The sequence below is a fragment of the Sorangium sp. So ce887 genome (assembly GCF_051521455.1).
In the GTDB taxonomy this organism is placed as follows: domain Bacteria; phylum Myxococcota_A; class Polyangia; order Polyangiales; family Polyangiaceae; genus Sorangium.
On record NZ_CP150354.1, the window covers coordinates 10,827,275 to 10,839,456 of the forward strand.

At 70.8% G+C, this 12,182-nt stretch carries 8 protein-coding genes and 1 pseudogene; 6 read left to right on the top strand and 3 right to left on the bottom strand.

The genetic code is table 11. From position 1 onward, the window contains the following. Nucleotides 1–42 precede the first annotated feature (42 nt). From WMF36_RS40525 to WMF36_RS40535, 3 genes and pseudogenes are all read left to right on the top strand, one after another. Nucleotides 43–4,107, top strand: a complete 4,065-nt coding sequence (locus WMF36_RS40525; RefSeq protein ID WP_437576189.1) for a hypothetical protein — start codon at nt 43–45, stop codon at nt 4,105–4,107. After that, nucleotides 4,104–5,255: a UDP-N-acetylmuramate dehydrogenase gene (locus tag WMF36_RS40530; RefSeq protein WP_437582017.1), complete on the top strand. Its 1,152-nt coding sequence runs from the start codon at nt 4,104–4,106 to the stop codon at nt 5,253–5,255. The genes WMF36_RS40525 and WMF36_RS40530 overlap by 4 nt, the downstream gene beginning before the upstream one ends. A gap of 326 nt (nt 5,256–5,581) precedes the next feature. Beyond that, a pseudogene (locus WMF36_RS40535) lies at nt 5,582–5,839 on the top strand (ATP-binding protein); the annotation flags it as partial. Nucleotides 5,840–6,170: 331 nt separating this feature from the next. Here the strand turns inward: WMF36_RS40535 and WMF36_RS40540 are convergent. Continuing rightward, the gene (locus WMF36_RS40540; RefSeq protein ID WP_437582061.1) at nt 6,171–6,614 is read right to left on the bottom strand and encodes a hypothetical protein; all 444 of its coding nucleotides are present in this window, start codon (nt 6,612–6,614) and stop codon (nt 6,171–6,173) included. Nucleotides 6,615–6,959: 345 nt separating this feature from the next. After that, on the bottom strand, nt 6,960–7,235 hold the full coding sequence (locus tag WMF36_RS40545; RefSeq protein ID WP_437576190.1) for a DUF4288 domain-containing protein: 276 nt from the start codon (nt 7,233–7,235) through the stop codon (nt 6,960–6,962). Nucleotides 7,236–7,301: 66 nt separating this feature from the next. Here WMF36_RS40545 and WMF36_RS40550 point away from each other — a divergent pair, with 66 nt between their 5' ends. The 3 genes from WMF36_RS40550 (at nt 7,302) to WMF36_RS40560 (ending at nt 8,421) form a co-directional block, all read left to right on the top strand. After that, nucleotides 7,302–7,631, top strand: a complete 330-nt coding sequence (locus WMF36_RS40550) for a hypothetical protein (RefSeq protein ID WP_437576191.1) — start codon at nt 7,302–7,304, stop codon at nt 7,629–7,631. A 197-nt stretch (nt 7,632–7,828) separates the two neighbouring features. Beyond that, on the top strand, nt 7,829–8,296 hold the full coding sequence (locus tag WMF36_RS40555) for an ATP-binding protein (protein ID WP_437576192.1): 468 nt from the start codon (nt 7,829–7,831) through the stop codon (nt 8,294–8,296). Continuing rightward, the gene (locus WMF36_RS40560; RefSeq protein WP_437582018.1) at nt 8,284–8,421 is read left to right on the top strand and encodes an ATP-binding protein; all 138 of its coding nucleotides are present in this window, start codon (nt 8,284–8,286) and stop codon (nt 8,419–8,421) included. Before WMF36_RS40555 ends, WMF36_RS40560 begins: the two co-directional genes overlap by 13 nt. A 548-nt stretch (nt 8,422–8,969) precedes the next feature. Here WMF36_RS40560 and WMF36_RS40565 read toward each other — a convergent pair. Beyond that, nucleotides 8,970–11,900 (bottom strand): RHS repeat-associated core domain-containing protein, encoded by a 2,931-nt coding sequence (locus WMF36_RS40565; protein ID WP_437576193.1) that lies wholly within the window; start codon nt 11,898–11,900, stop codon nt 8,970–8,972. Nucleotides 11,901–12,182: the final 282 nt, after the last annotated feature.

Consider the following 12,182-nt stretch of genomic DNA (forward strand, 5'->3'; position numbering starts at 1 on the left):
GCGGACAGGCACCGCCGCGCGCGGCGCCGGGAGACGCCGATCGTGACCACCCAGCCCCGCAGCCCCAGGAACGTCGGCCAGCGCGCGGCGAGCCCTCGCAGCCCTCGCCGCGCCGGGTGCGCCCCCGTCGCGCGCCAAGCCGGGTGCGCCTCCGTCGCGCGCCAAGCCGCCCTGGCGCTCGCCCTGGCGCTCGCCGGCGCCGCGCCCGCCGCGTGCGCGCCGCGGGGGGCCGCGGCGCCTGCGGCCGTCGAGGCGCCGCTCCCCGCCGCGTTCGGCGCCGCGCTGGAGGCCGAGATCGCGAGCTCCGCCGCGGCGGCGCCGTACCTCGCCGCCATCGAGCGCGCCGTCGACGCGCCGAGCGACGAGGGCGCGCTCGCCACCGTGATCGCGTCGCTGGACGCGCTCGTCTTCGGCGCCGGCACCGCGAGCGGCCCCGCCGCCGACGCCTCGGCGATCGCCTTCCGCTCGCGCGAGGCGCTCCCCGAGGTCGCCCGCCGCCTCCAGCGCGCCTGGGCGTTCGCCGACGTCGCCGGCCGCGGCGCGCCGGAGATGCCGTTCGTGCGCGGCGCGCTCGCGGCCGCCCTCCACCGCATCGCCCTCCACGTGGGCGACGAGGCCGCGGCGGCGACGTGGAGCGCGCGCCGCGGCTGCGCGGGCGAGGCCGCTCTCATAGGCCCGCTCGATCCGACCCCGCTCCAGAGCCTCGCCCGCCCCTCGCCGGTGAGCTCCGCGCCGGGCGCGCCGCTCGCGCGGTCCTACCCGGGGATCGCCCCGTTCGCGAGGGCCACCTCGCCGATCGTGGTTCGCGCCGACGCCTGCGCGATCCCCGTCGACGCGGTGAGCGCCCTCCAGGGCACGCGCGCCGTGGTCGTCGACCTCCACAACCCGATCGCCCAGCGCGTGAGCCTCGCGCTCGCCTCGTCGTCCGCCGCCGTGCTCGAGGTGGGCGGCGTGCTCGCCCTCCAGCGCGACTACGCGGCGGGCGGCGCGCAGGTCACGCGCCTCGCGACGGTGGAGGCCCAGCCGGGGACGCTGCGCGTCGTCGTGCGCGTGGCGCAGAAGGGCGACGGCAGCGACGTCGAGCTCAGCGCGTGGGGCGAGAACGGCCTGCCGCTCCGCGCCCGCGCGCCGCGCCCCGGCGCCGCCGCGTCCGCGACCGCGGCGCGGCCCGCCGCGGTGAGCCTCGTCCCGGCCCCGGCGGCGGGCCGCGCCCCCGGCGAGCGGCTCGGCCCCGCGGGCGTCGACGTCGCGGCCGCGGCGCTGCTCGCGCTCGGCGACGCGCGCGCGGCGGAGCACCTCCTCGACCCGGACGGCGACGGCCGCCTCGGCCAGGGCAGCGCGCCCTCGCCGGCCTCCGCGCCGCGCTCGTCGCCGGCCTCCGCGCCGCGCTCGCCGCGCCACGATCTGCTCTACGCGCGCGCCATCCGCCGCGTGGGCGATCTGCCCGAGACCAAGGTCGTCGAGCGCACCCGCGCCGCCGTCGAGCGCGTGCTCGCCGCGTGGCCCGCGTCGTGGGAGGCGCGCCTCTACCGGGCGGAGCTCGCCGAGCGCCGCGGCGGCCAGGGCGAGGGCACCATGGACGCGCTCCGGGAGCTCGGGGTGAAGGTCGCCGCGCCCGGCCCGGCCGGCCCGAGCGCGCCCGGGGTCGCAGGCGCCGACCGGATGGTCCTCGCGGAGCTCGCGGTGACCGCCCGCCGCGCCGGCGTCACCGACGTCGCCGAGGCCGCGTACGCAAGGCTCGCCGCGGCGGCGCCGGGCTCGGCGCTGCTCGCCGCGGTCGACGACCACATCCACGGCCGCGCCGGGGTCGACGCGGTCAGGGCCGCCTGCGGCGGCGGGCTCGATCGCTCGAGCAACGCGTGCCTGGGCGCGCTCCTCGGCGCGAGCGACCGCCCCGCGGTCCTCGCCGAGATCCAGCGGCTGCGCCGGCTCCGCCGCGCGCCGGGCGCCCTGCGCGAGGTCGAGCTGCGCGAGCGCGTCGCCCGCGGGGATCTGCGCGGCGCGCTCGCCGTGTACGACGCCATGCCGCCGGGCGAGCGCGTGATGCTGGAGGCGCTCGGCCTCGCCGCCGGCCGCGGCGACGGCCGCGCGGTGCGGGGCCGCCTCGCACGCGACCGCATCACGGCGCGCGACGCCGCCGCCGGGATCGGCCCCATCTCCCGCGCGCTCGGCCTCACGCCGGACCCGGCGCCGCCGCTCGAGGTCGAGGGGCGCAAGCTCGTGCTGGAGGACCAGGCGAAGGCGTTCCTCCCCGGCGCCGCGACCGCGGTGCTCCGTCACGTCGAGCGGTTCACGATCTCGCCCGACGGGCTCGTCCACTACGTGACGTACGACCTCCGGCGCGTCTCCGGCACCACGGACGTCGCCCAGGGCGCGGTCGCCTACGGCCCGCTCATCGAGGGCCGCGGCATGCCGCGGCTGCTGCGCCGCCGCATCCACAAGCGCGACGGCCGCATCCTCGCGCCCGACGCCGCGTCGAACGCCGCGCAGGAGCACAGCGACCTCTCGCAGCTCGAGCAGGGCGACTACGTCGAGCAGATCACCGAGGGGTACGCGCTGCCGGGCGACAGCGGCCAGCTCGTCATCGACACGTGGGATCTGCTCCCCGAGCGCACGAGCGTCCGCGAGGCGGCGATCGAGGTCCGCCGCCCGTCGTCGCTCCCGCTCGCTGTCTGGTCGCACCCGCTGCTCGGCGCCGCGGAGGAGCGCGTCGAGGGCGCCTCCAGGGTCAGCGTCTGGCGCATCAAGGACCAGCCGCCGCGGCGCATCGAGGACGGCGTGCCGCGCATGGAGATGGGCGTCGGCGTCAGCCTGGGGACGCAGACCTGGAGCCACGTGGCCGCGGCGATCGACGAGAACCTCCGCGCGCTCTCGGACCGCGACCCGTACATGACCCGGTGGGCGCGGGAGGCGGCGGGCCCCGAGCGGGCGCCGTCGCCCGCGCTGCTCGAGCGCGTCGTCGCGGCCGCGGGCAAGGCGGTGAAGGTCGCCGGCGGCGCCGAGCTCTCGGATTTCGCGGCGCTCATGGGCGGCGGCCCGCAGCGCACGACGGCGCGCGCGATGATCGAGCTCGGCCAGGGCAGCCGGTCGTGGGTCGTCTACCGCGCCCTGCGCGAGCTCGGCGTGCGCGCCGATCTCGCGATCGCCGAGACCGAGCCGTTCAGCTCGTCGGCCGAGTTCCCGCCGCACGCCGGGCGCTTCCGCCACCCGCTCGTCATCGCGCGCCTGCCGGGCGGCGACGTGTGGATCGACGCCGACGTCGAGGGCCCGCCGCTCCCGCCCGGGCGCATCAGCCCCGAGCTGCGCGGCCGCGCCGCCATGCTGCCGAGCGGCGAGCTCGTCACGGTGGCCGGGACGAGCGGCGAGACCGGCGACGAGGTCGACCTGCGGCTCACGGTCGACGCGCAGGGTAACGCCTCGGGATCGTTCACGATTCTGCTGCACGGCCGGGCGGCGCAGGCGCTCTCGGAGGCGTTCGAGACGGTGGTCGGCACGGCGCGGCGCGAGATGCTCCGGGGCGTCGTGCTCGGCTGGCTCCCGTGGGCCGACGTCGAGGACGTCACGGTCTCGTCGACCGAGGGCTCGTGGGAGGTCGCGCTCCGCGCCGCCGTGACGATCCACGGCTTCGCGCGGCCGGAGGGCAAGGACGCCGCGGCGTGGACGCTGCCGGGGCTGGAGCCGGTGCACCTCGTGTTCCCGCGCGCGTTCACGGGCACGCTCGGCGCCACGTACGCCTCGCGCGGGGCGCGCAAGAGCGCGCTCTCGATCGAGACCGCGCTCCAGTACCACATGCGCCGCCGGATCGAGCTGCCGGCGGGCTACGCGGTCCTGCGCGCGCCCGAGGGCGTACGGGTCGAGCACGCGGGCCTCGCGGCGTCGCGCAACGGCAGCTACGGCGCGGTGATCGAGGAGGATTTCGCGATGAGCTTGCCGACGGGGACGGTGTCGACCGACGAGTACAAGGCGTTCGTCGAGCGGGTGCAGGCGGTCGACAGCGGCTTCATGGCGGGCATCCGGGTGACGCGGCCGGCGCCGCCGGCGAGCGGCGCGCAGAAGCCGGCGGCGCGCGGCGCGGCGCGGCCGCAGGGACCGGAGAAGAAGCCCTGAGCCTCGAGGTCCGCGAGTCGGTCCCGCTGGCCCCGCTCACGACGCTCGGCGTGGGCGGCCCGGCGCGCTTCTTCGCCGAGGCCGAGGGCGACGCCGCGGTGGTCGAGGCGTTCCGCTTCGCCGAGGCCCGCGGCGTGCCGCTGTTCGTGCTGGGCGGCGGCTCGAACCTGCTGGTCGCCGACCGCGGCGTCGACGCGCTGGTGCTGCGCGTGCGCGTCCGCGGGGTCGAGGTCGTGGGCGCGAAGGGCGGCGAGGGCGGGCGGGGCCCGAGCCTCCTCGTGCGCGCGGGGGCGGGCGAGGGCTGGGACGACCTCGTGGCGCGGGCGGTCGCCGAGGGCTGGGCGGGGGTCGAGTGCCTGTCGGGGATCCCTGGGGACGTCGGCGCCACGCCGATCCAGAACGTGGGCGCTTACGGCCAGGAGGTCGCCGAGACGATCGCCGAGGTGGAGGCGATCGACCGCGCGACGGGGGCGGCCGCCGTCCTTTCCGGAGCGGACTGCGGGTTCGGGTACCGCGACAGCCGGTTCAAGCGCGCGTGGCGCGGGCGGTATGTCATCACGGCGGTCACGTTCGCGCTGCGCCCCGGCGGCGCCGCGGCGGTCCGCTACCCCGAGCTCCAGCGGGCGCTCGCCGCGCCTGCGGCGGGGGCCGCGCCGCCGCTCCCCGAGGTGCGGAGCGCGGTGATCGCGCTCCGCCGCGGCAAGTCGATGGTGCTCGATCCGGGGGACGAGAACGGCCGGAGCGCGGGGTCGTTCTTCATGAACCCGACGCTCGATGCGGGCGCGGCGGCGGGCGTGCTCGCGCGCATCGAGGCGGCGGGCGTGCTCGCGCCCGGCGAGGCGATCCCGCGGTATCCGGCGGGCGGCGGCCGGGTGAAGCTGTCGGCCGCCTGGCTCATCGAGCGCGCCGGCTTCGCCAAGGGGACGCGCCACGGCGCCGCGGGCATCTCGACGCGCCACACGCTCGCGCTGGTCAACCGCGGCGGAGCCACCGCGGCGGAGCTCCTCGACCTCGCGCGGCGCGTGCGTCGCGGGGTGCTCGACCGGTTCGGCGTGGCGCTCTCGGCCGAGCCCGATCTCGTGGGGTTTGCGCCCGGCGAGACCGACGATCTGGCCAGCGGCGCCCACGCGGCCGACCAGGGCAGCTGAGCGGCCGAGCGCGCGGCGAAGAGCGCCCGCGCGTCCGGCTCTGTGAGAGGGGCCCACGGGCCACCGGGGGCCCGGCTCGACGACTTATCGCCCGGCGTCGTGGAGCAGACCCTTGATCACCCAGCTGTTGTCGACCTGGCGCGGGGACACGTCGCCCAGAAGTGCGCGCCGTGCACCAGCCAGATGCCGACCTGGCCATTCGTGTGCCGCCAGACGATGTCGTCGCGGCGATCGTGATCGAAGTCGCCGACGCCCTGCACCTGCCATGAGCGTGGATTTCGCGCCCAGGGGGCACGAGCGAGCCGAAGTTGCCGTGCGAGCGGCGCTTGCGCCGATACACCGGGCCTGATCTGTTGATCTTGGACGATCTCGGCTACGTGCACTGCGACGCGAGCGCGGCGGACCTCTTGTTTCGCATCGTCAGTAAGAGGCACGAGAGCCGCGCCGTCGTGATCACGACGAATCTCTCCCACAAGCAGTGGGGCGCGGTATTTGGAGACGCGCCGTGCCTCGGTGCGCTCATCGATCGCTTCGCCCAGCACTGCCACGTGCTCGACATCGACGCCGACTCGTGGCGCGACAAGGAGCGGCTGAAGAAGAAAGGCCGCGCGCCCAGGCCGCGGCGGAGACGACCCGGAGCCCGGGCGCGATCTCGTCAGCCGGTGGCGAGATCGCGTCCTGAACCCGCGGGTCGTGATGGCCGTCTACACTCTGTAAACTTGCGGCGGACAGCGCGGGGGCGCACACAAGAGGGGCCCACTTCGCGGCACGTCGCTTGCGACGGCGACCTCCAACACACTCCGAGCAAGCGCCGCGCCGCGTCCCCTGCTCGGGTGATTCCATCGCGCGCTCACCGCTTCGGTCGCACCGGCCTCGGGGCGCCCGACAGCTTCGCTCTCGCGCGCTGTATCGGACTCAGCCCGGCAACACTGCCTTCAATCGACCAGCCAGCGCCGGCACATCTTGCGGCCCTAGCGGATACCACTGCAGTGCTCCAGGCGCGACGGTACAGAACTCATCCCAGTCGCCAGAAAATTCCTCATTCACGGCTTCAAGAGCGGCAGCTGCGAGGGGAATCTCCGTTGCGTCCAGCGTCAGAGCCGGACGTAGTGCAGCTCTGCTTGCGATCAATTCAGGGGTCCACGCCGAGCCTCGATTCCACAATCCAGCGCCCTCAAGAAGCCGTATCCATCGCGCCGACAGCACTTCGCTCAGGCGCTCACCTGCACTCTTGTCCGTTCCTATCAAGCTTTTCGCCTTCGCGTTCGTGAACGGCCACTCCGCCAGTGCGAACAGCGCCGCGACCACCAACGCGGACTCGCTACCTGTCAACGCTACTGCCTTCTCCGACGTATCCATATCTCAGCACGCGTTCTGATCAGAAGACGGCTCCACCGTTCTCCTGGATGAAGCGCCCCATGCACCGCAGCGCTGCCTTTACTGAGTCGGCCTGGAACCAGGTGCCACCACTCCTCCTCGTCTCCCGCGCTGAACGTGAGCGACGCAAGCTCGCCGCTCAGCCGCACCGTCCGGTGCTCCACCCGCCGCAGCGCCTCCGGCAGCGAGAATGACGCGCTCGATCCGAATCCCTTGCCGGTGTTGAGCACCGCACGACCCGCCACGCGCAGCGGCGGACAGACGATGCGATCGCGCTGCCCAACGGGTGCCGCTCGGCGCGCATAAGATTCTACCGAGGAGCGCGATTTACATGGTCTGCGTTGGCTCAGATTTATCTGGAAAAAATTGATGATCGAAGCCTACAGCTTCATCTGCGTTTATCTCCACGGGTTCTGAGTAGACCTCCGCCCCATCCGTCAGCTCATCACCGATCAAATCCAATAAAATTATGGAGGCGAGAACCCATCTAACACGCCATCCTTCGGCATTGAGATACTCCTGCTCGTGAACCTTGCCCATCTCTACCGCACGCCTCATCGCCTCAGAAAAATCGGATGCTTTGAACAGGTGAATGGAATCCATATACCTACTGAGGCCCGCAGACTCAATCAGGCAGGCGACTCGGATTTTAGCACTAAACTAGCTCATTTGGAGAACCTTCCGTCGATCAGAAGCTTCTTGACCTTGGAACTATATTGCAGAGCATCTTCCACGGAAAGGTCAAGCACTTCGCCGGGGAGTTCACGCAGCACCCCGACCCTCGATGGCGCGATCGCCGACGCGCTCGGGCGCGGCGCGCTCTCGGCCCAGTCGGTCGCGCACGTGCTCGATCAGGCGACGCGCGCCGCCGGGGCCCCGCCGCCGCTCGAACATGTCATGTCCGACGATCCGCGAATCCACGGACTCCGGATCACGCCGCACGCGCTCGGCCGCTATGACGCGCTCGGCGCCAGGGACCCGGAGGAGCCTCATGAGTGATCTCGCAGAGCGTCTTGACGACCTCGGGCTCCGCGCCACCAGCGTGGGGCTCGGCGATCTCATCGCCCTGGCAACGAAAGAGCGCTGGAGCCCGGTGCAGCTGCTCGAACGGGTCGTCGATCTCGACGAGAAGGACCGCGTGAGGCGCACGCCTGGAGCGGCGCTTCTCGGACAGCCATCTCGGCCGCTTCAAGCCGATGATCGACTACGACTGGGCCTGGCCGACGAAGATCGACCGCGAGGTCGTCGACCACGCGCTCGGCGGCGGCTATCTCGCCGCCGCGCGCAACATCGTGCTCGCTGCCCCGCAAGGCCTGGGAAAGACGATGATCGCCCAGAATCTCGCGCACCAGGCCGTCCTGATGGGCCACTCGGTCCTCTTCGTCACCGCCGCGCAGCTCCTGCTCGATCTGGGCTCACAGGAGTCCTCACGTGCCCTCGACCGTCGCTTGAAGCACTACGCGAAGATCAGCCTGCTCGTGCTCGACGAGGTCGGCTATCTCGCCTTCGACAACCGCACCGCCGACCTGCTCTTTCAGGTGGTGAGTCGGCGGTATGAAAAGAAGAGCCTTGTTCTCACCACCAATCTCGCGTTTAGCGACTGGCCGACTGGCCGACGGTCTTCCAGAACGCGACGTGCGCCACCGCGCTCATCGACCGGGTGATCCATCATGCCGACGTTATCGCGATCGAGGGGGAGAGCTACCGGCTGCGCGAAGCCAAGGAGCACGCCGGCCGGCGAGCACCGTCTCCGCGAGACGACGGGGGGCCGAAGAGCAAGAAGAAGTAGGCGCCGCCGGGCAGCCCGGCCACCCGCTCAGGGGTCGGCCGGACTGTTCAGATTTCCGCGGTTTGAACGGTCCAGCAACACTCAATCTCCTGACACCGGCAACGACGCGATAAACGCTCCTGGATCCTGAACATAACTCCAAGCCGGTGATGCCGCCAGAGCATCGCGAACGGACGGGAGCGTTGGCTCGCATCGCCGCCCACCCTCATCGATCAACATAACATGCGCCTGGCGAAAACAATCGAGTAGCCGTACCAAGTCGGCTTCCTGTATGTTTCTCAGATCGACACGAAATATTATTTCGACGACTCTTCCATCCTCTTGGATCATCTTCAGGCAGGTCGAGCTCTCGTCTCCCCAGATGTCCACCTCTGTAGACCAAGCTGGACTCTTTCCCAGGACATTTTCCGCCGTTCGCCGAATCTCTTCGTCAGGCACCTCGCTTGCCCAGAAGCTTCCTTTTTCCAACTTTTCCACCAGAATCCCAGAGTCACATTCGCGCTCCGTGTCTGGCACAAGCAAAAACGAGCATTGCCAAACAGCCATAATCAGTGCCCCACAAGGTCACTGGTTGTTTTATAACCACGATACGGCAAACCAACCTGCTCAGCAGGAACCTCCGGAATTTTCAATTCTTTCGCAATACGCAATCTGTGGTGTCCATCCACAACATATCGCTTTCCGTTGTGCTCAACGAATTTTATAGACTCACTGATTCCGTTCTTCGCAATATCGCCCTTGAGCTTACCATACACTCGCCTGCTATGCGTCAGCTCGTGCGTTGGGTTTAATGAGAACGGATCGACTTTTCCTTTGAAGAATTGGTCTCCCCGGCCTGCCGGCTCCTCCGGTGGCTCGGCAGCAACGGCCGTTGAGGGCTTCGGAGGCTCCTTCGCCCCGCCCCCTCCCGCCGCGGGCGGCGGCGATGGCACCGCGACATCCTGGGGCGTGTCCTCGGGAATAGGAAGCGACTCGGGGGGCTTGGGAGGGTTCCCATTGGCGGCAGCATCATAGATCAGGTAGCCCGCGTAGCCTATGGATCCTACAACGACCGCACCAGCAACGACCAGCTCTCCGACAGGCGTCGGTTCGAGCAGTGCCGCTGCAAGCGCCGTGGCAAGGAACTTCCGGGTCGCATCATCAAACTGCCCGGTCGGATCGATAAGGACCACAGGGTTGTTGCTGGCATACGTGTACAGCCCCAGGTTGATGGGCCGGTACACCCCGCCGTTGATCCTGCCGGCCATGTACTGGTCGAGGATCGGATCCGGGCTCATCCACACCCCGAGCCGCGGCTCGTAGCTGCGCGCCCCGTAGTGGTAGAGCCCGGTCGACAGGTCGAGCTCCTTGCCGGTGAACAGGTACGGCTGCCGGTTCTGGAACTGCGAGTCCGTCTGGTCGGTCCACAGCTCTCCGCTCGGCAGGTACTCGACGTGCTGGCTCAGCTGCTGGTCCTGGTCGGTGACGTACTGCGTGCTGCCGAGGTGGTCGGGGTGGTAGTACAACACCGGCGGCCGCTGGAACCAGTCCGCGTCGATCTTGCTCGCGAGCCGCGTCTCCCCCGCGAACAGGTGCTTGGTCGCCACCACCCCGTTGCGCACCACGAGGTGCTGGTCGACGTACGCCGTCTCCTCCTCGCCGGCCACCCGGTGCAGGTGCACCCGTCGCTCCCCGGCGCCGTCGTACAGCGCCCGCGACATCTCCTGGTTGTTCTCTCTCACCGACACAAGCCGCCCGTCTTCGTCCCAGCTCAACGTGCGCTGCGGGCTACCCCGGTATTTCCGCTCCTTGTGGTTGCCGTTCGCGTCGTAGAACAGCTCCCGCAGCCGCGGCTGTGTCTCGGCCACCACGTACTCGTCCACCTGGTTCGCCGCGTGCGGCCTCGGACCGGTGTAGCGGTACTCGTTCCGGTACGTCCTCTCCCGGATCGGCTCCTGCTTCTGCCACTCCCCCGGGGCGCCCCACTTCGGCACGTACCGGGCCACCTCCTGCCCCTTCTTCTTCACGTTCCCGAGGACGTCGTAGTCCATCTCCAGCGTGTACCGCTGCTGCTCGTTCCCCCGCTCCTGGTAGATCCCCGACGCCTCGGTCAGCTGATAGAGGTCGTCGTACGCGAACCGCTGCTCGGTCGTCGCGACCATCACGGCTCCGCCCGGCGACGCGTCGAACGGCGCCTCGTTGTCGAGCGCGAGCACGTTGCCCACCAGGTCATAATCGTACCGCAGCCGCTGGAACGCCCTCGGCGGCCGCCCCATCTGCCGCATCTGCGGCGTCCGGTGGTCCGCGTCCACCTCCGATAGCCGCCGCGTCGACGCCTCGTACCGGTACTTCGTCTCGATCCCGTTGCCCGCCACCACCCGCACCCGCTGACCGAACTCGTCGTACCCGATATGCCTCAGGTACTCCGTCGTCATCGGCTCATTCGGGTGCTGCGGATTGACCTTCTGGTTCTCCCCGACCACCGACACCACCGCGCCGCCGCGGTCGTACCCGTAGCGCACGATCTCCTCGCCCGAACCGGGGAAGTGCAGCTCCTGCATCCGACCCAGCGAATCGAACACGTACTTCAGCGTCGCCTGGTACGGCCCCCGGTGCGGCTCGCGCAGCCGCGGGAACTCCGCCACGAGCTCCGCCACATGGCCGAACCGGTCATACCGGTAGCTCCGCGTCCCCGCCGCGCTCGTCTCCTGCTTCATCCGCCCCGCGCGGTTGCCGTTCGCGTCGCCGGCCTCCTCGGCCTCGCCGTACGTGTACACAACGTCCTGCGTCACCGGATAGTCGATCTTCCACAGCCGGTTGTGGTTGTACTCGTACCGGATCAGCTGACCGCTCAACGCGAGCTCCGCCGTCTGCTTCGCGCGGAGGTTCCCGGCCAGGTCGTACCGCCACTCCGTGCGCCCCGCGTCCGGGCTCACGAGCTCCACCATCCGGCCCGCGGTGTCGTACGTCGCCGTGGTCGCGTTGTTGCGCGCGTCCGTCACCCGCACCAGCTCGCCCACCGGGTTGTGCTCGTACCGCGTCACGATCTGCTGCCCCACCTCGTCGATCGTGTTCCACTCCTCGACCGCCGCGATCCGCCCGCCCACGTCCCGGTAGGTGTTCCGCGACTTGCCGTTCGCGTCGATCACCGTCTCCTGGAACAACAGCTGCCCGTCGAGCTGCACAAGGTCGTGCTCGACCCACGTCCGCGCATACCCAGCCGTCGCGGTGGCCTTGGGGTCCGGCATCTCGACAAGCCGCGTCCGCGACAGCACATCGTGCTGAAAGTGCGTGCTCCGCACCATCTCCACCGCCGTGAACGCCGTGTCCGGCTCCACGCTGAACACCGGCTGTCCCTGCTCCACCACGCGACCGAGCGCGTCGAACCGCACCGCCCCGCTCACCGTCATCCCGACCTCGGTGCCCGTACCCGTGTCGCGCTCCTGGTCCTTCTTGGTCTGGATCACCCGCCCGAGCCCGTCCGCGAACGTCACCGTCACGATCGGATCGCCCGGGTGCTCCGCGTCCTTGTGGCTCGTCCTCGCCCACGCCGGCACCGCGGCGGACTGATCCGGCTGGAGCGCGTACTCGAACCCGACCGCCGGCTCGCCTTCTCCGTCGAGGTCTTCCTCACTCCAGATCTTGCCCAGCTCGCAACTGGTGCTCCGCGCCCGGGGTTGACGATGAGTTGCCCTTCTGAGCTACAACGCCCGGTCGCCCGCGCGATCGTCCAGGCCGATCCATGGGCCAACGGGCGCATGCGCGCCGCGCTGACGCGGCGC

Coding starts and splice junctions, on each gene's coding strand:
- WMF36_RS40545 (WP_437576190.1), bottom strand. CDS start 7,235: ATGGATTCCATTCACCTGTTCAAAGCATCCGATTTTTCTGAGGCGATG.
- WMF36_RS40555 (WP_437576192.1), top strand. CDS start 7,829: ATGATCGACTACGACTGGGCCTGGCCGACGAAGATCGACCGCGAGGTC.
- WMF36_RS40540 (WP_437582061.1), bottom strand. CDS start 6,614: ATGGATACGTCGGAGAAGGCAGTAGCGTTGACAGGTAGCGAGTCCGCG.